The sequence below is a fragment of the Paenibacillus sp. JJ1683 genome, from assembly GCF_053006485.1.
On record NZ_CM129820.1, the window covers coordinates 4,784,878 to 4,804,205 of the forward strand.

A 19,328-nucleotide genomic window follows, 5' to 3' on the forward strand; every position below is an offset into this window, starting at 1 on the left:
AATCTCCTTTTACGTTTTATTTTGGATTAGATTTCGTCGAATTGCAGTTGTACATCGTACTTGCCTGTGTAGCCAATCACTGGGATGGTAATTTCAGCGTAAGCATTTACTTTGGCATTCAGGTCAGCCACTTCGAATTCCACGACACGAGTGTTGTTCGCCGGATTTGTGCTTACTACAGTCGCATCTTGCAATACGCCATTTTGCTCTACTTTGAACGCCGTAATCAGATTGCTGCTTTTCACAGTCAGACGAACAACATTTTTGCCATTAGCTACCGTAACCTGAGCAGGCTTCGTCAGATAGCTGTCCAATCGAGAAGTTTCATTGGTTTGATCCTTCAGAACGGTATAATCTACGTTATACGTGCCGTCGGCTGCTGCTGCTTTAGCAGAAAGTGGAGCCATCAGTGCAAAAACAAGTGCTGTCATGATCAGTGCTACGAATGCCTTCTTGAAAGAAAATTGCTCAAAGCGATTCATTACCATATTCATATCTACACACACTCCTCAATTTTTTATGCTTGAATTTATGTTGATTTTATGAACGATAAAGATGGCTTCAATTTACTTTTTGGAAGATTTGGCTGATTTCGCTGACTGGACGGCTGCAACTTTTTTGATGCTTTTGGAATCAAAAGCGAAGCGGATCGTATAGTCATGATCGTAATTGTAAGCAGGGACAGTAACATGGATTTTAGAGATCAACGGGCTGTTGACACTCGCAATGGGAAATTGCACGGTGCGAGTATCGGCTTTGGCATCCTTTTGGATGACCTTGGTATCAATGATTTTACCTTTGTAATCCACTTTAAACCCGGTTGTCCATTCGCTATGATTCAGCTTAATTTGCATGGTCATTTGACCTTTTTTTACATACAACTTAGCTGGTTTTTCAAAATAATCATTTGCCATGGACACCGAATCATTTTCTGCCTTGAGAATATTGTATTTGAGCGTGTATGTACCATCCGCCAATTTCGGAGAAGCCGCAGCGGCTCCTACAGATGACGAAGTTGGCCAAAAGCTCAGCACACTCACCAGCAGAAACACAGCAATAATTGCAGAATACCCCTTCTTCATTTTGACAGCAGTCCCTCCCCACGAGAATATAACTAATTGATTATCATTCTCAATTAATAATTTAAAAAAAATAGCTCTTTTCGAGCTTGTCTCCCCACCTCTCTATTCCATAATTTCGCAAAATCAAGTAAACCCATCACCAATATATCTTACACTTTTCGAAAATGTCAATATGTATTTGTGTGTACGTAATCCCTTGATATATGCTATTTTTTAATAAAAATTTGTAGTTCCTTCTTCTATAATTCGAATGACTCTCTTTTGTTTTTAGTTCAAAATTTATTTAAAAAATTGCTTTTTTCAATTGACAATACTCAGTGATATTCATTATCATTCTCTTATACATAAATGAAAATGATTATCATTATTGTTTAACTTGAAAATTGCAGGAGGAATAACATGAAATCTTATGTGTTGTGGTCGTCCGCAGCGCTTTTATTGGCAGTTACCGGATGTAGTAATGGTACCTCCGCAGATCACAAACCAGCCAGCGCTTCCGTATCTACCGCTTCAAGCACGACAAGCGGCGCGACGATTCAAGTTACTGATTTTTCAAAACGGACGTTGGCGTTTCAAAAGGTCCCTCAACATATCGTTGCGCTCAGCAATGGCGATCTGGATATTATTTACGCATTAGGCGGGACAGCCGTGGGCAGACCCAACTCCAATGGACCTTCCGTCGTACCTGCTGCTGAAAATGTTCAGCAAATAGGCTCCACCCATGAAGTGGATCTGGAGAAAATCACGATGCTCAAACCGGATGTCGTGCTAGGCAATTATCCTATGAATGAAAAAGACATTCCAGCTATTGAAGGAGTCGGTTCACAACTGCTGCTGACTGGGGCCAATTCCGTTCAGGATATCCAGTCACAAATTACGCTGTTCGGACAATTACTGCAAAAGCAGGCCGGGGCCGTAAAGCTGAACCAACAAATTGACCAACAGGTAGTCAAGCTGCAAAAAGAAACAGCCTCTACCTCCAAACCGAAGGTGTTGCTGGTTTACGGAGCCCCGGCCACGTACATGGCGGCGCTGCCGAATTCTCTAGGCGGAAATATTTTGGAAGTTGCAGGTGGCTCCAATATCGCCGCTGATTTTCCGGGCCTGCAAAATTTCCCGCAATATGCGCAGTTGAACACAGAACGCATCGTACAGGCTGACCCTGATTACATTTTCATCATGACCCATGGTAATACGGAAGAGGTTAAAGCCGCATTTATAAAGGAAATGCAGGAAAATGCAGCTTGGAACGGAATCAGGGCAGTCCAAAACAATCAGGTCGAAGTTTTACCTTCAGATTTGTTCGGGACGAATCCGGGGACACGGGTCACTAAAGCGCTGGATTTGATGCACCAAAAGCTGTATCCGGCGAAATAGGCGATGACGATGAACAAACTACAGCGCACCAGAAGACGCACCATCGCCTGGATTACCCTTCCGATCTTACTGCTAGCTGTCTCTGTGTACGGTCTAGCCTACGGTTCGGTGTCGATTCCACTTCAAGAAATCAATCAGGTTTTGCTACATAATGATGAATCCACATATCGCACGATCCTAATGGATCTCCGACTACCCAGAGTGTTGGTGGGTTTACTGGTAGGCGCTTGTCTCGCAGCTTCAGGAGCACTTCTTCAAGGCGTCATGAAAAATCCATTGGCTGACCCAGGCATTATTGGTGTATCGGCTGGAGGTGGGCTTGCAGCCGTCATTACGATGGTGATGCTTCCACAGCTTAGTTACCTTCTTCCGGTAACCGCCTTTTTGGGAGCCTTTCTGAGTGCGATCGTCATTTACCTGCTGGCTTGGGACCGAGGGGCTTCCCCTGTCAAAATTGTACTGGCTGGTGTTGCAATCAACGCGTTGCTGGGCGCGCTCACCAACGGAGTAATGGTCATGTACAGCGACCGCGTACAGGCTGTACTTCCTTGGCTATCTGGCGGGTTAAATGGACGAAGCTGGCATCATCTGGAGTTCATGGCTCCTTACGCTATCATTGGCTTAATCGCCTCTTTGTTTGCCATTAAGCCTGCAAATTTGTTGCTATTGGGTGATGATTCAGCACAGCTGCTGGGCCAGCGGGTAGAGCTTCAACGGATGCTCATTATCTTGCTTTCTGCCCTGCTCGCCGGCACGGCGGTCAGTGTAGCCGGGCTGATCGGGTTCGTAGGACTGGTCGTTCCCCACGTTATAAGGCTGCTCATCGGGGAAGATTATCGTTTCCTCCTCCCCCTTTCCATTGTGGGCGGCGGAACACTGGTTGTCCTGGCGGATACAGTGGCACGCTCTTGGTTTGACCCAATTGAGCTGCCTGTCGGTATTTTGCTGGCCGTCATTGGGGCACCGTTCTTCTTAATCCTGCTCAAGAAACGGGGGAATTTCGGATGACAGCCATTCAGGGTAAGCATCTTTCCTTACAACGCGGATATTTCCAGCTGGACGATGTGAACATTACCTTGCCCGCCGGACAACTCACTGCCATTGTCGGTCCCAACGGCTCAGGCAAGTCTACGCTTTTGCGGATTTTGACCCGGCTGCTCAAGCAGGATCAGGGCAAGGTTTCCGTACTGGGCAGGCCCGTAGAGGAATATAAACGGCGTGATTTTGCCCAGACGATTACCATGCTGCCGCAAATGAAGGACATGCTGCCGTTATTAACAGTCCGTGAGCTGGTCGCTTACGGAAGATCCCCTCATACCAAGGGTTTGAGGACAAGTCCTACCAGACAAGACCAGCATATTATCGACCATGTCCTAGAAATCACAGGCATCAAGCCCTATGCAGATCGGATGTTCCATACTCTATCGGGAGGTGAACAACAAAAAGCGCGAATTGCAATGGCCTTGGCCCAACAAACGGGTATTCTTTTACTCGATGAACCGACCACTTTTCTGGATATCGCCCATCAATTTGAAGTTATGGATATGCTGCGGCGTATCAATCACGAGTCCGGCTTGACGATTGTTATGGTACTGCATGATTTGCAGCAAGCTGCGGCCTATTGTCATCATATGATTGCGCTTAAAAAGGGACGAATCGCCGTCGCTGGCGAACCCCGTCAGATTTTGACGTCTGCTTTTCTTCGCGACATTTATGAAATGAACGCTACCATCAAATTTGAGGATGGCTATCCGGTTATTATACCGACCATACCACATCATTCAGGAGGAATTTAATATGGTTATCGTTACAAATACATCTAAAATTACACCGGGTAATGCCCACCTGCTCATCGAAAGATTTAACAAAGAAGGACAGGTTGAAAAAATGGAAGGCTTCCTCGGTCTGGAAGTGCTGTTGACGGAAAACACGAAGGATTATGAGGAAGTAACGATTAGCACACGCTGGCAGGAAAAAGAGAACTTCCAAGGCTGGACGAAAAGTGAAGCGTTCCGCGAATCCCACAACCACCGTCAAATTCCAGACTATATTATTGAAAACAAAATCACATTTTATGAGGTTAAAATCGTTCGTCATCCCATCTCGAACAATGATTCCTCTTTGGCGAGTGATATCGAAGCCGTTTAATTCTGGACGGTAGCCTAAAACTAAAAAAAGCGGCTCGGCAGGCAAATTCATTGTCCACCGAGTCGCTTATTTTATATACGTTACTGAACCCTTCAGATTCTGGTTGAGCAACGGCGCCCAATTTTCAGCGTCTCTCCGTGCCCCAGTACATGGATGCGTTCCTTTGCAATCCCCAAGCGCTCTCGCTCCACTTCAAGACGATCCAGCGCCTCTCTCGGCGTATCGTCCGCCAGCTTAAAGGCTCCATAGTGCATCGGGATCATCTGATCTGCGCCGCAATCCACAAAGCCCTGCAACGCCTCCTCCGGTGTCACATGCTGTGAGGTCATGAACCATTCCGGTTCATACGCACCAATCGGCATAAAGGTCAGATCAATAGCAAAGCGCTCGCCAATCTCCTTAAACCCACGGAAATATCCGGTGTCTCCCACAAAATACAACGTAGGTGCCTCCGCTGAGTCTGATTCTGCGTGAGCATCTGAGCCTGCAACAGACGTGGCAGAACCGATCACCTGCTGCTCACTTTGCAGAACGTATCCACCCCAATGTGAAGTATTGGTATCAAACGGCGTACGCCGTGTCCAGTGCTGTGCCGGAACAAATGTAATCCGCACTCCACCTACCGTAAAATGCTCCCACCATTGCAGCTCATGGCAGTTGCGAAAGCCTTTGCGGATCATTTTCGACTTTAACCCCGAGGGGACGAGTATCAATGTATCTGCACGATATAACTTCCGCAACGATGCCAAATGTAAATGATCATAATGCGAATGTGACAGCAGAATGATATCCAGCGGTGGCACATCCTGAATGCGAATGCCGGGCGGAGCCAATCTTTTATCAAAAGCCATACGCTCTGCCCACACCGGATCGGTGACCATATTCAGCCCAAGGTACTGAATGAAAAAGGTTGAATGGCCCACCCAGGTCGCCGTCGCCATTTCCCGATTACTATGCAGAAACTCCAGCTCCGGGAGATGGTTGGGCACAACGAACGTGTAATCCTTTATTTTGCTGCGTCGCTCCTGCCGCCATTGTCTGAATTGCTTGATGGTTTTATCGGTATTTACATGATCCATATTGTTAAAACGCACTTTAGGCATGATGCAGCCCCCTCCCTGACAGACCCGTTCTCCAAAAAACACAACGGTTCAATTTAACTCTATATTGTCACTCAAATGTGATCATGAAATGATGCAACATCCTGAACTATGTAAAGTATAATTCAATCACATCTGTAAAGGAAATTCTGCGATAATACAGCAAAAACAGACCTCCCGGATCTATCAGAAGGCCTGCTCCACATGATTGTCAGTCCTGTGGATTTTTAAAGCGTGCCGAATAAATAAACAAAAACACAATCGCCACCACGATAATGATCGGCGACTCATACATGATCGTAAAATGCTCGAAAGCAACCACTCTAACTCACCCCTTCTTTCCCGCTTGTCCTCGTACATACTTTGCATCGAACAGAAACAATCTCAATATCAGGATCAGCGAAGGAATCAGCACCAGCAGACCCGCAACAAACGCCGTAATCAATGCATACGCCATCGTAGAGTTCGTAAAGCTGTTATATACATTAATGTAGGGATACAGAACATACGGAAGATGTGAGCGGCCATAGCCATACCAGGCAAATGCAAATTGCAGCATCACCAGGATGAAGGAGATACCCAAATGCCGCCGCTGCCAGACCAGATACACTGCTCCCACAAAGCATATGAAGGATGCGACAAACATCCAGGCCATACTAAGCATATTGGCAAAATGGTCTGGATTTTGTTTGTTAATCTGGAAAAATGCGAACAAACTCGCCAAAATCGTAGGAGCACTCCAAAGTAACGCGTACCCTCGTACGATTTCAAAAGCTACCTTGTCCCCTGCCCTTTTGGCATAAAAGGACAAAAACATCGCCGATATATACAATACACTCACCAGCGCCAGAATAATAACTGCCCACGTGTAAGGGTTGCTTAATAGCTGGCCCCATTGCAGATGAACACCTGTGCTGTTCTCTATAATAATGCCGCCTTCTGAAATAGCGAGGACCGTCGACAGTGCTGCGGGAATCAGCAGCCCAGTCGCACCGTACAATGCCATGTAGACGATATTATTTTTACCCGAATGCCCATAGGTATTGTAAGCATAATATACTCCCCGGATCGCGAGCAGCACAATCGCAATACTGCCGGGAACGAGTAACGCCGTACCATAGTAATAAGCCGCATCCGGGAAGAACCCGTTTAATCCCACCACAAAAAAGATGAGAAATACGTTCGTTACCTCCCATACCGGAGACAGATATCGTTGAATGATATTGTGGATTTTATTCTGGTGGCCTGTCAGCACGCTGTAAAAGCTGAAAAAGCCTGCACCAAAATCAATGGACGCCACAAGCAAATATCCAAACAGGAAGGTCCACAATATAGCGATACCTACAATTTCATAGCTCACTTGCCTTCAGCCCCTTCCAGGCCCAGCTGTCTTATCTCTTCCACGGCATCCTTATTACGGAATAGCTTGCTGAGTACCTTGATGGCCGAGAAGCACAACACCAGATACAAAATAACAAACAACACTAGCATCCACCCAACACTTGTAGAAGTGGTTGCTGCTTCGGACACCTTCATATATCCGCGTAAAATCCACGGCTGTCTGCCGACCTCTGCAAACATCCAGCCCAGCTCAATAGCTACCATCGCCATCGGTCCGACCAGAATGAGCGCTAGCAGCAGCCATTTGGGGTAGGGTTTGCGACCTGGCAAACGCTTACGGATCAGATACAGCAGTGGGATGACGAGAATCAGCACTCCTGTGGTGATCTTGAGGTCAAACATATAATGAATAGACAGCGGCGGACGCTCCTCCACCGGATAGTCATTTAACCCCTTAACCTCCGTACTAGGCAAATTACCTGCCAGGATACTAAGTGCATAAGGCACTTTCAGGGCATATTTGATTTCACCGTTTTCGTCCATAAAGCCGCCATATACAAAGGGGGCGTGTGTCATCGTATCAAAATGCCATTCGGCGGCAGCCAACTTCTCCGGCTGATATTTGGCCAGAAATTTACCGGATGCGTCTCCTATCAGCACTGTACTGATGGCAAATACAATGGTACAGGTGGCCGTCAGCTTCAGCGCCTTTTTAAAATAAGGGTGATTACGCCCCCGCAGCATGCTGTAAGCAGCCAGCCCCATCAGCACCCCTGCGCTCAATGTATACGAGGAAGCCAGTACATGGGACACTTTGGTCGGCGTGGCCGGGTTTAGCATAGCCTCGATGGGATGAATATTGGTCATGACTCCATTTTTGAGTGTAAAGCCTTGAGGTTGGTTCATGAACGAGTTCACAGTCGTAATAAAAACCGCTGAGGCAGACGAGGCAATCGCTACCGGGATGAGCAGCATCAAGTGAAAATATTTACTTTTAAACCGATCCCAGGTATACAAATAGATGCCTAGGAATATTGCTTCGATAAAGAAAGCAAACGTCTCTAAAAACAGGGGTAGCGCAATCGCTTGTCCGGCCACCCGCATAAAGGTAGGCCACAGCAAACTGAGCTGTAGACCAATGGAGGTGCCTGTCACGACGCCCACGGCGACAGTAATGACAAACCCCCGAGCCCACCGCCGTGCCAGCAGTGTATAATGCGGATCACCAGTTCGCAGCCCGCGCCATTCTGCAAGTGCAATCATTAAGGGTACGCCAACGCCGATGGATGCAAATACGATATGAACAAACAGGGTAATTCCGGTCAGCATCCGGCTTAGCAATACAGGGTCCAGTGAAGACAAATGGGTTTCACTCCTTCATTTCTCATTTTTAATAGGGAAAACTTCGAATTCACTCTTGATTACCAACTAGGGAGTCAAGCGAGCTATGCTTTTAATTACGGCATATAGCATAATGGCCGCAATTACTATACATACAATAATGAGCGTTCTTTCCTGCTTGCGGAACATAGGAACGCCTCCTTCACTTATCTTTTGGCGCATTTTGGTAACCTATTTACAGTTTGGTTCATTCAGCTGATTTTTAACCCTGCTTCTGTATTGAATGTAGCAGTATTTCTTTCTAGATATTGTTTTATTCATGACAATACGTTATATTGATATATAGTTAGATAACCTAATTATATGAAAAGAGTGAACTTATGCCGCCAAAACATAGTAAGCGGGACTCCATCCAGCAATCTCTTCCTCGTCTGGGACCAGAACCTTATCTAGAGTTAATGGATCAAACTGCCCTTGCAGAAACAGACCGGCGACTTGCTCGTATTGGTCTCTTCTTGCTATGGACAGGTGATAATGTGCTCGACGCGGTAGATTTGGATCTAGCTGCTTACGGCCTGACAGAGAGTAAGCTAGATTTATTGTTGCTATTGAGATTGCACCAATCCCAGGCTCAGATGAGCCCCTCTATGATTGCTGACCGTCTAGGCATCCGACGTGCATCTGTAACATCCCTCCTGGATTGGACAGAGCAACGAGGCTGGATTATCAGAGAACATAGTTCTACAGACCGGCGCAAAATTCATGTACGCATTACAGAAGCGGGTTCTCACCTTGTACAGCAAGTGCTCCCTGTATTTTGGTCTTCCTGTGCTTCCCTAGCGAGTATTTTGGAGCCCGAGGAGCAGATCGTTTTTTCACGGATTATAGAAAAAATCCATCATCATATGGAAGACAAACTGGGGGTGGGCAGGTAATTTTTTTTGAACATATAATTAGGTTATCTAATATATTTAATTGTTTGTATTTCAAATTACTTATTTGATGATGAAGGAGTGTTCTATTGATGAGTAAACTACGAACAAAAGATACCGTTATCCAGAAGGAAAATGTTGCTCTCCCTTATGCATGGATGACTGTAATCCTATGCTGGTCAGCGGTTGTCGTCATGTCCAGCCTGTATGTGACGATCCCTTTGGTCCCTCTCTTTGCTAAAGTATTTGGAAAAACGCTAGCTGAAGCAGCTCTGCCGGGAAGTATCTTTTCCTTAGGCTTTGCAGCGGGATGTCTTATTTATGGAGGATTGTCTGATCGCTTTGGACGCAAGCAGATTATCGTCGCTGGATTGCTCGCATTGACGATCCTTTCGTTATCCCTCAGCTTAACCAGTCAGTATTCTGTATTAGTTGCACTACGCTTGCTTCAGGGCTTGGCGGCAGCCACCTTTTCCCCCGTTGCTCTCGCATACACCGTAGATATGTTTCCAACCGAAAAACGGGTAACAGCCATCGGCTTTATCAGCACCGGTTTTCTAGTGGCAGGTATTGCCGGACAGGTATTTAGTATTATCATCAGCGAACAAATCGGATGGAATATGGTATTTCGGATGCTAGGTGTTTTGTACGCAATCACCTTCCTGATCGTTCTTTTTTTCCTGCCTAAAGCTCCCTCCCCGCAACGAGGGGTTCGCATTTGGGCAGCCTTCGGTCAGTTGGGGACCGTTCTGCGTTCGTATCCTTTATGGTTAAGCTACACGATTGCTTTTGTTCTTCTGATGTCATTTGTGAGCATGTATACGGTTTTGGGAAGCTACCTTGGCAGTCCCGAATTTGGCCTGAATAGTAGACAGATGCTATATGTCAGGTCGGCTGGCATCATCGGCATGCTTCTCTCACCCTTCGCCGGAAAATTGGCCCTGAAATTCGATGTACACCTTGTATTACGTACAGCTCTTCTTCTTTCCATCCTTAGCTTGGCGCTGATGGGAATGACACATTCTCTAATAGCTATCGTGGTATTCAGTGTATGTTTTGTCAGCGGCATTGCCCTGAGTGTCCCTTCACTCATTACAATAGTTGGTCAGCTCGGCGGGGCAGCAAGGGCCATAGCGGTCTCACTATATACCTTCATCCTGTTTGCCGGTACGAGTATAGCTCCTATGCTTTCCATTCGTTTGATGGGGAATGGCGGCAATCAGATGACTACATTTATGCTGCTGGCGGCTGTTCTTTCTGTGGGACTTATCGCCTCCCTGCTCATTCGCCGCCGTCAAAACGATCCACTGGAGCGGGATGCATAATACAACATCAAACTAAAATCGAACTTAAAAGTTACCTATAGTGCCACTGCGCAATCGGATGTTACTTCCCACCGCACCGTCCCCGGATTTCTAGAATAAAACTATGAATAGGGTAAAAATCCGGGGACAAAAGCGACCGCTACGCTTGTACAGCACCATTCCGCCTACTCCGTTTTCATGTTCATTTTTTCGAGTTTGGCTTATATAGCATCCTGTTTTCATTCAAAAATACTCCTATTTAACAGGTATACTCATCTAAATCATGTGATATATGTCATTGTGTTTTCTCTATAAACGAAAACTCTCTCTTTGGAGACCTACGCAGAATGAGGTACAATACAGATAAGCTATATATGATATATGGAGAACTTTTGAACAGGAGGCTGTACCGAGCTATGAAGATAACATCTATCGAGCCAACTCCCAGTCCGAACACCATGATGCTGCATCTGGATGAGCGGCTGGAAGCGGGTATCCGCAGAACATATACACGGGACAATGAGCGTTCGGCTCCCCCATTTATCCGGCGTATGCTGGCCATTGAAGGGGTCAAAAGCGTGTTTCACACGACTGATTTTGTAGCCCTTGACCGTAAAGGAAATGCCGATTGGTCTACTATTCTGGGTCAGGTCCGGGATCAGCTAGGCGAGGAAGGTGCTGACGCTAATTGGGATTTACCAGAGGAAACCTCTGGGGAAGCGTTTGGCGAAGCACAGGTTTTTGTACAATTTTTTCGCGGCCTTCCCATGCAAATTCGAGTTAAAGCGGGTCAGCAGGAGGAACGAATTTCCTTGTCCGACCGTTTCGTGCAAGCCGTTACCCGTGTAGCAAGTGCAACGCTGATCAAGGAACGTAAGCTGAGTGATTACGGCGTCCGCTACGGTGAACTGCCGGATATTGCCCGCGAGGTTGAGCAGGAATTGGAGGCAGCCTTTCCGCAGGATCGGCTGGAACAAATTATCCAGCAGGCGATTGCCCACGGCGCGGACAACAGCGAATTCGTGGAGGAACGCCGCGAGTGGAGCGATGCCGAGCTAAAGCAAGCCCTGCAACACGAGGACTGGCGCACACGCTACGCTGCGCTGGATCGGCTGGAGCCGACGCCCGAGCATTTGCCGCTGATCCGGCAAGCGCTGCATGACGACAAAATGCAGCTGCGGCGGCTGGGAGTCGTCTATCTGGGCGATATTCGTACACCGGAGGCGATGGAACTGCTGTTCGAGGCGCTGCGCGATCCTTCAGCGGCAGTACGCCGCACTGCTGGCGACACGTTGTCGGACATTGGCGATCCCATCGCTACCAGTGCTATGATCGGAGCCCTATCGGACAGCAGCAAGCTGGTTCGCTGGCGTGCAGCCCGTTTTCTATACGAGGTTGGGACCGAGGATGCGCGTGATGCGCTGGAGAAGGCCGTCGAAGACCCCGAATTCGAGGTCAGTCTACAAGCTAAAATGGCGCTGGAGCGCATCGAATCAGGCGAGCAAGCCGCAGGTACGGTTTGGCAGCAGATGGCCAAGCGGAACTCCTGATTTAAGAATCGATAAGTGGATTTTCAAAAAATTGTCGATTGTCAGAAGGTGTACAGGTACGATATACTGTAGTTCGCTATACAATATAATATCATGTCATACACCTCATCAACCTGTTTTATGATGAGGTAGAGGTCGCGGATGTAATCAGTACACTGGAGGAGACGCCAAGAGCCGTCTGAGATTCCAGTAGAAAGGTACACCCGCCGAAGTATGCGGAGCTGACTCTTTGTAAATACTCCGTATGCTGGGGCTGCTAACCGAAAGGAGCAGAACTGTCACGCGATGTCCTAACACAGACACGTGTGTTGAGCTATCTTGTTATAGAAGAAGGTATGGTGCGGAATGCATAGAAAAGACCGCAGGCGTATTCCCTGCGGTCTTTTGATTTATATACTCCCCCTCCTTCTGGCTCTTGCCCTGACATGAAATACAATTTCATGAAGGAGTGTTTGAACGTGCAACACAAAGCAACACCTGACGCAACCTTGCGTAAAAGTCTCAAAGCCCGCCATATGACGATGATCGCCCTCGGCGGCTCGATCGGAACAGGGCTATTCCTCGCCAGTGGAGGCGCGGTCGCCGAAGCTGGACCCGGCGGTGCCCTGCTGGCTTATGCAGCAGTTGGCCTTATGGTCTACTTCTTAATGACCAGCCTCGGTGAGTTGGCTACGTTTATGCCTGAATCCGGCTCTTTTAATACCTATGCAGGTCGCTTCGTCGATCCGGCTTTTGGTTTCGCCATGGGCTGGAACTTCTGGTACAACTGGGCAGTAACGATTGCTGCCGAATTGGCAGCAGCGACCGTGCTCATCAAATACTGGTTCCCAGAAAGTCACTCTGCTTGGTGGAGTCTGTTATTCTTGGCCATAATCTTCTTGCTGAACGCGTTGACGGTCAAAGGCTACGGTGAGTCCGAATACTGGTTCGCGATGATTAAAATTGTGACTGTAATCATCTTTTTGGCCGTAGGGGTGCTGATGATTTTCGGCATCATGGGTGGTCCTGCGGTGGGATTTGCCAACTTCACGGTAGGAGATGCCCCGTTCCATGGTGGATTCTTCGCTGTATTGGGCGTATTTATGGCTGCGGGCTTTTCCTTTCAGGGAACCGAGCTAATTGGGGTAGCCGCTGGCGAAAGCGAAAATCCGCGTGACAATGTGCCACGTGCCATCCGTCAAATCTTCTGGCGTATCTTGTTCTTTTATATTCTCGCGATTCTCGTTATTGGTTTGATCATTCCGTATACGAATCCGAATCTGTTGCGAGGAGATATCAGTGATATCGGAGTCAGTCCGTTCACGCTCGTATTTGAAAAAGCGGGGCTTGCCATTGCTGCCTCAGTCATGAACGCCGTTATTTTGACTTCCGTATTGTCGGCAGGCAACTCGGGTATGTATGCAGCGACTCGGGTACTGTACGCTTTGGCGCGGGAAGGTAAAGCCCCCCGTTTCCTTGGGCGTATCAATCGACGCGGCATTCCTATGAATGCACTTCTGATTACGACTGCTGTTGGTATGCTGGCTTTTCTCGCCTCCCTGTATGGAGACGGTGTAGTCTATAACTGGCTGCTCAATGCCTCTGGAATGTGCGGATTCATTACGTGGGTTGGGATTGCAGTCAGCCACTATCGTTTCCGCCGTGCCTTTACTGCACAGGGTCACAGTCTGAGTGAACTTCCCTACAAAGCCCGCTGGTTCCCGTTTGGACCGTTGTTCGCCTTTGCTCTATGTATCATTGTCATTATTGGGCAAGGGACGGATGCTTTCACCGGACAGGAGATTGACTGGAAAACGATGATCGCTACGTATATGAGTGTGCCGCTGTTCCTTCTGCTGTGGCTTGGCTACAAATGGATTAAACGTACTAAAATCGTTCCATTAAAAGAATGTGATTTGAGTTCAAATCCGCCTTCGGATAAATAATAGAATACCGTGTGTGATAAAAAGCCCGTCTCCACATATCAGGGAAACACGCTGATACACCTGGTCCCAAGACCGTTATCCGCATGTTCCCCTGTATATGCCCGGAGACGGGCTTTTTCTGTTTATTTGGAAGAAGCAGCTACTTCAGCTGATAAAGACATAGATAAGGCACGACGACTAAAAATACCGTATATGACAGCAATCAGCGTCAAGACTGCTGAAAACAAGTACAAATTAACGATACCCAGATGATCTGCAATCCAGCCCATTAAAAGCAGCGAAATACAAAACGTCAGGCTTGTCAGCGTAGCCTGGGCGGACAGCACCTTAGGCAAATCATGTATCGACACACTCATTTGCATCATCGTGCGGCGGGAGACGACCGACATTTCCGCAGGTAGCCCCATCAACAGCACGATAAGCAGCGTTAGTGGCGGTAATGTGTTCAGTGCATACCAAGCTGTCAGCAGTCCATAGCCTGCCATTCCTGCCAGCATGGCGGGCAGCAGTCTGCGCTGCAACAGCTTGACGCAGGCAAGAACTACGATGCCGCCACCAATCGCCCCTGCAAAATACGCGGCATTGATGTATCCCCACCATGCCTCGCTCTTGTGCAAGACCTGCTGAGCGAAGGCAAGCGTGAAGGCGCCTACCCAAACCGATCCCCCCAGCAGGTCAATCATATCCATAAAAATAAGAGCCTTCAGTCTGCGACTGGCTCCGATGAGACTCCAACCTTCTCGCAGTATTTCCTTTTTACGTTTAGGAGGCACCGACGGACTCTCTGATTCCGGACCATACAGCTTATCTTCCAACTGTGCGGGAGGCAAGTCATGGTGCCCTTGTCCCGGCTCGGTTACAGCCTCATAAGCTGAGACATCTCCATTTTGCACCCTTGTTCCAGGCTGAAGCAAATAATGGGCTTTGCCTTCTAGGGGATCTCGAATCAAGCTGGTGAAGATCAGCGCTATCATATACAGACCGCCAGCCACCAGCAATGTTTTTTCCGAGCCCAGCATAGCTACGAGCACCCCACTAAGCCCCCACCCCGCTAATTGCACCGTCTGATCGCTGACCGATACCAGACTGTTTGCCCGCATGAGCCCTTCCCCGGAAGCAAGGCGGGGAATCAGCGCGTTGCGCGCAGGTGTAGTCCAGCCGTCCAGAAAGGACATGGCTGTCACCAACGCAAACACAATCACCCATACGGGCTCCGTGCCCGCTGACCACAAGTGGCCCAGCAGTACAGCGAAGAAGGCCAGTTGTCCGAACTGGGAAATGAATAAAATAAATGGAAGCTGGAACCGGGCCAAAATGAGCGGTGCCAAAAAGCCGCTGATCATCTGTGCACCCATTCGCAGCAACGGAACGAGCACCGAAGAGAAGATCGAATCCGTTTCATGAAAAACCAGAGACACAAGTGCCATAATATAAAGAATGTCGGCCGCATTGGACATCGTCTGCGTGCCAAGCAAATAGGTAAAGGAACGCTTGTGCATATAAATTAGAATACTCCTTTGTTAATGTAGCTTTTTACAGCAAAATCATCAGGTCCATTTTAGGGTTACACGAAGATTGCCGGTACTTCCAAGATCCGTAATCTGATAGGAAATGGACTTCAAGCCAAGTTGATATAAGGATTGCAAATCCTCCTTGAGACTTCGTTCCGTCCCCTGATAGCCGAAGGTAAGTGACGTTCCTCCCTTATTTATCACCTTATGAACCTGCTCCTTGATATCGGCGGATGATTTGACCAGCCCCTTGCCGTCTTGCAATGGATACTCCAGGTTATTGTACAGTTTTTGATACACGGTAGCCTTTGATCCTCCAGTAGCTATCAATGCCGATAAGGTTTCCCGATACGATGTATTCGCCTGAGGGTATTGTTTCACCCATGAGTGATCCCGCCGCATTTCTGAATCCGTCAGCAGATAATATGAAGTGCTTACCTCGTTCGCGCGATCGGGGGTCGGGTCATCCCATGTCGTATCCATGTGATACCATCGGCCATCTAATAAAACAAGATTCCATGCATGCAGCTGTCCCCCTGCTCTACCCTCCACAATCCGATTCGTAATCCCTGCTCGTTCGAGCATTTTATAGGCCAACAGCGAATAACCCTGACACACTGTGCTGCCCGTTTTCAGGCCATCGTAGGCTGTGTACTTTTGCTGTGCTTCATCATACTTCAGGCGAACGACGATCCAATCATGAATGGCCTTCACCTTTTCGTGATCCGTCATTCCCTTCGTAATGATATCCCCCAACACAGCTTGAACTGTGCTATCCACATATGCCGTCTGTTCCTTCGTCTCCCGGTAGCTTAAACGAATCGTAACCTGGGCGGAGGTGGTTGTGCCTGTATAGCTGAATGCGTAGCTTTTGATCGTATAATTCACATACGGATCGCTCTCCATCGCCTGTTGGATGGCTGTCTGTAGCTGCTGCTTGAGACCGTTCACTCGCCCTTGATATGTAAAGGTCAGCGTTTCACTCCGCGTAGCCATTGCCTGTAAAAGCTTGTTCTGAAGCTGCTGCGAGGATACGGAGGAAGTCGGCTTGACCGACGACGCATACACATTGCTGCCCCACTCTACAGCCTGCGGCAGCAACACAGCCAGCGCCGCACCTGCAACCAGACATTTTACAAGCCTAACCCCGATTTTTCTGTTCATACAGAGCGTTCCTGCCCTTCTTAGCATAGTTGTAAACAGCTCTATCTTACCATAAAAACAGTTGCCCCAAACGCTCTAGTTTTGTCGGTTACAGGCGAGTAAGAGTGCATTTAAAGGCAGGTTGTGACACCATGCTCTGCTATATAACAGTTGGGACCTTAGGCAAACATGTCGTTCGCAGAGAATTTTATCACAGCAATCTAGTACTCCTCATGATATGGTACTGGCATCGGAAGTAAATGATATTGATTCTCATTCTAGATCAGAAAGGCTGAGCACCATGCCAGAATGTATCTCGCTCCTTCGTACGCCATTAGGCCAAACTGTGCGTTTGCAATCTCTTGCCCCTCTTCATCCCTCATTGCGCCGACGCTTAACAGACATGGGCATCAACGAAGGCTCCATCATACGCTTAAAAAAGATCAGTCTATTGGGCGGTCCTATTGTTATTGAATGCAACGGACAGCTGGTCGGTCTCCGTCAAAATCAAGTGAAACAACTGGAGGTTGTTCCGACATGGACATGATCGCTCTTTTTGGCAATCCCAATACAGGGAAAACCTCATTATTCAACAAGCTGACTCGTACGTATGCAGAAGTAGGCAACTGGTCCGGCGTCACTGTGGAAAAGAAAACAGGAATTCTGCGTGACAAGTCTGCCGTATTGGTGGATTTGCCAGGTGCCTACTCTTTACTCCCTCTGTCGCTGGATGAAGGCGTCGCTACTCGTTATTTGCTGGAGGAGCCGCCTGCGGCGCTGATTAACATCGTGGATGCCTCCCAACTCCAGCGCAATCTTTATCTGACTGTACAGCTATTGGAATACGGTCGTCCGCTTGTACTCGGTTTAAACATGACTGATGTAGCCGATGCCACCGGTCTTCGGGTAAACAAGGAACTGTTGGCTGATCAATTGAACGTTCCCATTATTCCTATGGTGGCACGTACAGGTAGCGGAAGTAAGCAAATGCTTGCTTCCCTTCGAGAGGTCAGACATACATCCAATGCTTTTCAACTGGATTACGGCCCTGCCGTCGAAGCTGCTATTAAGGATATTTGCAACTTGCTGCCGAATACATCTGTGCCTCAGCTCCGTTGGGCCGCATTACAGTGTTTGGAAAACAATCCGGTCGTCATGGAATGGATGACGAATGAGACACAGCGTGAACAAGTAATGGCACGCATCCAGCGTTGCGAACAAGAGCTTCTCAGGGAAGGGTATGCCATCCCCCCTGCTCAGCATATTCGTTCTGTACGAACAGCATGGATTGCTGATCTGTGCAGCAAGGCAATTGATACATCCAAACTCAGACCTCACAGTCTGACTGATAAGCTGGATGCACTGCTAACTCATCGGTACTTGGGGATACCGATCTTTTTACTGCTGATGTACGCTACTTTCAAGTTTACCTTCGATTGGGCGGGTACAATTCTTTCAGATATGCTAGATGAATTTTTTTCAGGGACACTCAGCAGCTGGATTTCTGAATTACTCGTTCACCTGAACGCGTCCGCTTTTACGCAAAGTCTAGTCGTGGACGGCATCGTGGCTGGAGTCGGGGGTGTGCTAGTTTTTCTGCCTCAAATTGCTATTTTATTTCTGATTATCTCGGTGATTGAAGACTCTGGGTATATGGCACGGGTCACGATACTCATGGATCGCTTGATGCAGGCTGTTGGCTTGAACGGGAAAAGCTTCATTCCCTTCATTATTGGATTTGGTTGTAATGTTCCGGCCATTATGGCGGCACGCACCATCGAACAACCAAGAGAACGCCTCATTACAACGTTGCTGGTACCCTTTATGTCATGCTCGGCCCGCTTGCCAGTCTATGCGTTGTTTGCAGGTGTGTTTTTCCCGTCACATGCGGCAAGCATTATCATGCTGATGTATGTGCTAGGGATCACCGTATCGCTTGTACTTGCCAAAATTTTTTCCAAAGTATCTATTTTATCAGGTGAGCCTTCCCTCTTCATCGTGGAGCTCCCTCCCTATCGGGTACCGCAGGCCCTTACCTTATTTCGCAGCACATGGGAAAAGGTCAAAGGCTTCGTCCGTAAAGCCGGAACGATTATTCTTGCAGGCTCCGTTGGCATCTGGCTCTTGTCCAATTTCGGTCCGCAGGGCTTCGGGGTAGAAATGGATGACAGCCTGCTCGCTACAATTGGAGGATGGTTTGCACCTCTATTGGCCCCTCTTGGTTTTGGTACCTGGCAAGCAGGCGCTTCCCTGCTCACAGGTTTTATGGCCAAGGAGGTAGTCGTATCGACTATGAATATCATTTACCACGTTCCCGATATGCAGGGATTGGAACTGCAAGTCAGTCATGCTTTTACACCGCTTGCCTCATTTAGCTTTATGGTGTTCATTCTGTTGTATGTGCCGTGTCTGGCCACGGTAGCGGTTATTCGCAAAGAGACACTCTCTTGGCGCTGGACTGCATTTTCTGTGATCTATCCTTTGACCGTGGCATATATCATCGCCGTCTTGATCTATCAGTGTGGCAGATTATTAGGTTGGGGTTAATTCAGGCCCTACAGTATATAGAAGGAA

At 47.9% G+C, this 19,328-nt stretch carries 18 protein-coding genes and 1 riboswitch; of the genes, 10 read left to right on the forward strand and 8 right to left on the reverse strand.

Annotated features, from left to right (window positions below; translation table 11 throughout):
• Positions 1 to 26: 26 nt before the first annotated feature.
• Together ACUC6J_RS20700 and isdC are read right to left on the reverse strand one after the other, a co-directional pair.
• Positions 27 to 494 carry an NEAT domain-containing protein gene (locus tag ACUC6J_RS20700; RefSeq protein ID WP_025365835.1) on the reverse strand — a complete coding sequence of 156 codons (468 nt, stop codon included), beginning with the start codon at positions 492 to 494 and terminating at the stop codon, positions 27 to 29.
• Between the two features lie 72 nt (positions 495 to 566).
• A complete protein-coding gene (gene isdC / locus ACUC6J_RS20705) occupies positions 567 to 1,082 on the reverse strand; it encodes a heme uptake protein IsdC (protein ID WP_017425961.1) in 516 nt (171 codons plus the stop codon).
• A gap of 399 nt (positions 1,083 to 1,481) precedes the next feature.
• On the opposite strand from isdC, the gene ACUC6J_RS20710 reads away from it, so the two are divergent.
• The 4 genes from ACUC6J_RS20710 to isdG are packed head-to-tail and all read left to right on the forward strand — an operon-like array spanning position 1,482 to position 4,607.
• On the forward strand, positions 1,482 to 2,459 hold the full coding sequence (locus ACUC6J_RS20710; RefSeq protein ID WP_019688606.1) for an ABC transporter substrate-binding protein: 978 nt from the start codon (positions 1,482 to 1,484) through the stop codon (positions 2,457 to 2,459).
• Between the two features lie 9 nt (positions 2,460 to 2,468).
• Positions 2,469 to 3,467, forward strand: coding sequence for a FecCD family ABC transporter permease (locus tag ACUC6J_RS20715; RefSeq protein ID WP_025365838.1), 999 nt, complete (start codon positions 2,469 to 2,471; stop codon positions 3,465 to 3,467).
• Positions 3,464 to 4,255: an ABC transporter ATP-binding protein gene (locus tag ACUC6J_RS20720; protein WP_447249358.1), complete on the forward strand. Its 792-nt coding sequence runs from the start codon at positions 3,464 to 3,466 to the stop codon at positions 4,253 to 4,255. The genes ACUC6J_RS20715 and ACUC6J_RS20720 overlap by 4 nt, the downstream gene beginning before the upstream one ends.
• A 1-nt stretch (position 4,256) precedes the next feature.
• Complete coding sequence (gene isdG / locus ACUC6J_RS20725) at positions 4,257 to 4,607, forward strand: heme oxygenase (protein WP_016820299.1); 351 nt, start codon at positions 4,257 to 4,259, stop codon at positions 4,605 to 4,607.
• A 92-nt stretch (positions 4,608 to 4,699) separates the two neighbouring features.
• Here isdG and ACUC6J_RS20730 read toward each other — a convergent pair whose 3' ends face one another.
• The 4 genes from ACUC6J_RS20730 to ACUC6J_RS20745 all read right to left on the reverse strand — a co-directional run bounded on the left by ACUC6J_RS20730 (position 4,700) and on the right by ACUC6J_RS20745 (position 8,410).
• Positions 4,700 to 5,710, reverse strand: a complete 1,011-nt coding sequence (locus tag ACUC6J_RS20730) for an MBL fold metallo-hydrolase (protein ID WP_019688607.1) — start codon at positions 5,708 to 5,710, stop codon at positions 4,700 to 4,702.
• A 208-nt stretch (positions 5,711 to 5,918) separates the two neighbouring features.
• Positions 5,919 to 6,029 carry a cytochrome bd oxidase small subunit CydS gene (gene cydS, locus ACUC6J_RS20735; RefSeq protein ID WP_014278118.1) on the reverse strand — a complete coding sequence of 37 codons (111 nt, stop codon included), beginning with the start codon at positions 6,027 to 6,029 and terminating at the stop codon, positions 5,919 to 5,921.
• A 6-nt stretch (positions 6,030 to 6,035) separates the two neighbouring features.
• Complete coding sequence (locus ACUC6J_RS20740; RefSeq protein WP_017425966.1) at positions 6,036 to 7,067, reverse strand: cytochrome d ubiquinol oxidase subunit II; 1,032 nt, start codon at positions 7,065 to 7,067, stop codon at positions 6,036 to 6,038.
• Positions 7,064 to 8,410: a cytochrome ubiquinol oxidase subunit I gene (locus ACUC6J_RS20745; protein WP_016820302.1), complete on the reverse strand. Its 1,347-nt coding sequence runs from the start codon at positions 8,408 to 8,410 to the stop codon at positions 7,064 to 7,066. The genes ACUC6J_RS20740 and ACUC6J_RS20745 overlap by 4 nt, the downstream gene beginning before the upstream one ends.
• Before the next feature lie 359 nt (positions 8,411 to 8,769).
• Here ACUC6J_RS20745 and ACUC6J_RS20750 point away from each other — a divergent pair, with 359 nt between their 5' ends.
• The 4 genes from ACUC6J_RS20750 to ACUC6J_RS20765 all read left to right on the forward strand — a co-directional run bounded on the left by ACUC6J_RS20750 (position 8,770) and on the right by ACUC6J_RS20765 (position 14,100).
• Positions 8,770 to 9,324, forward strand: coding sequence for a MarR family winged helix-turn-helix transcriptional regulator (locus ACUC6J_RS20750; protein WP_447249359.1), 555 nt, complete (start codon positions 8,770 to 8,772; stop codon positions 9,322 to 9,324).
• An 89-nt stretch (positions 9,325 to 9,413) separates the two neighbouring features.
• Complete coding sequence (locus ACUC6J_RS20755; RefSeq protein ID WP_447249360.1) at positions 9,414 to 10,646, forward strand: MFS transporter; 1,233 nt, start codon at positions 9,414 to 9,416, stop codon at positions 10,644 to 10,646.
• A 395-nt stretch (positions 10,647 to 11,041) separates the two neighbouring features.
• Positions 11,042 to 12,175, forward strand: coding sequence for a virulence factor (locus ACUC6J_RS20760; RefSeq protein WP_447249361.1), 1,134 nt, complete (start codon positions 11,042 to 11,044; stop codon positions 12,173 to 12,175).
• Between the two features lie 121 nt (positions 12,176 to 12,296).
• Positions 12,297 to 12,499, forward strand: a riboswitch (Lysine riboswitch).
• A gap of 134 nt (positions 12,500 to 12,633) precedes the next feature.
• Positions 12,634 to 14,100: an amino acid permease gene (locus ACUC6J_RS20765; protein ID WP_016820306.1), complete on the forward strand. Its 1,467-nt coding sequence runs from the start codon at positions 12,634 to 12,636 to the stop codon at positions 14,098 to 14,100.
• 122 nt (positions 14,101 to 14,222) lie between these two features.
• Here ACUC6J_RS20765 and ACUC6J_RS20770 read toward each other — a convergent pair whose 3' ends face one another.
• Together ACUC6J_RS20770 and ACUC6J_RS20775 are read right to left on the reverse strand one after the other, a co-directional pair.
• On the reverse strand, positions 14,223 to 15,599 hold the full coding sequence (locus ACUC6J_RS20770; RefSeq protein ID WP_447249362.1) for an MFS transporter: 1,377 nt from the start codon (positions 15,597 to 15,599) through the stop codon (positions 14,223 to 14,225).
• 48 nt (positions 15,600 to 15,647) lie between these two features.
• A complete protein-coding gene (locus ACUC6J_RS20775) occupies positions 15,648 to 16,775 on the reverse strand; it encodes a transglutaminase domain-containing protein (RefSeq protein WP_017425971.1) in 1,128 nt (375 codons plus the stop codon).
• 280 nt (positions 16,776 to 17,055) lie between these two features.
• Here ACUC6J_RS20775 and ACUC6J_RS20780 point away from each other — a divergent pair, with 280 nt between their 5' ends.
• Together ACUC6J_RS20780 and feoB are read left to right on the forward strand one after the other, a co-directional pair.
• Complete coding sequence (locus ACUC6J_RS20780; RefSeq protein ID WP_016820309.1) at positions 17,056 to 17,301, forward strand: FeoA family protein; 246 nt, start codon at positions 17,056 to 17,058, stop codon at positions 17,299 to 17,301.
• A complete protein-coding gene (feoB, locus tag ACUC6J_RS20785; RefSeq protein ID WP_025365844.1) occupies positions 17,292 to 19,301 on the forward strand; it encodes a ferrous iron transport protein B in 2,010 nt (669 codons plus the stop codon). Before ACUC6J_RS20780 ends, feoB begins: the two co-directional genes overlap by 10 nt.
• Positions 19,302 to 19,328 lie beyond the last annotated feature (27 nt).

Excerpts from the sequence above, each read along its gene's own strand:
- ACUC6J_RS20750 (WP_447249359.1), top strand. The coding sequence starts at position 8,770 with ATGCCGCCAAAACATAGTAAGCGGGACTCCATCCAGCAATCTCTTCCT.
- ACUC6J_RS20715 (WP_025365838.1), top strand. The coding sequence starts at position 2,469 with ATGAACAAACTACAGCGCACCAGAAGACGCACCATCGCCTGGATTACC.
- ACUC6J_RS20775 (WP_017425971.1), bottom strand. The coding sequence starts at position 16,775 with ATGAACAGAAAAATCGGGGTTAGGCTTGTAAAATGTCTGGTTGCAGGT.
- ACUC6J_RS20755 (WP_447249360.1), top strand. The coding sequence starts at position 9,414 with ATGAGTAAACTACGAACAAAAGATACCGTTATCCAGAAGGAAAATGTT.
- ACUC6J_RS20730 (WP_019688607.1), bottom strand. The coding sequence starts at position 5,710 with ATGCCTAAAGTGCGTTTTAACAATATGGATCATGTAAATACCGATAAA.
- ACUC6J_RS20770 (WP_447249362.1), bottom strand. The coding sequence starts at position 15,599 with ATGCACAAGCGTTCCTTTACCTATTTGCTTGGCACGCAGACGATGTCC.
- feoB (WP_025365844.1), top strand. The coding sequence starts at position 17,292 with ATGGACATGATCGCTCTTTTTGGCAATCCCAATACAGGGAAAACCTCA.
- ACUC6J_RS20700 (WP_025365835.1), bottom strand. The coding sequence starts at position 494 with ATGAATATGGTAATGAATCGCTTTGAGCAATTTTCTTTCAAGAAGGCA.
- ACUC6J_RS20760 (WP_447249361.1), top strand. The coding sequence starts at position 11,042 with ATGAAGATAACATCTATCGAGCCAACTCCCAGTCCGAACACCATGATG.
- ACUC6J_RS20720 (WP_447249358.1), top strand. The coding sequence starts at position 3,464 with ATGACAGCCATTCAGGGTAAGCATCTTTCCTTACAACGCGGATATTTC.
- ACUC6J_RS20780 (WP_016820309.1), top strand. The coding sequence starts at position 17,056 with ATGCCAGAATGTATCTCGCTCCTTCGTACGCCATTAGGCCAAACTGTG.
- ACUC6J_RS20710 (WP_019688606.1), top strand. The coding sequence starts at position 1,482 with ATGAAATCTTATGTGTTGTGGTCGTCCGCAGCGCTTTTATTGGCAGTT.
- isdC (WP_017425961.1), bottom strand. The coding sequence starts at position 1,082 with ATGAAGAAGGGGTATTCTGCAATTATTGCTGTGTTTCTGCTGGTGAGT.
- isdG (WP_016820299.1), top strand. The coding sequence starts at position 4,257 with ATGGTTATCGTTACAAATACATCTAAAATTACACCGGGTAATGCCCAC.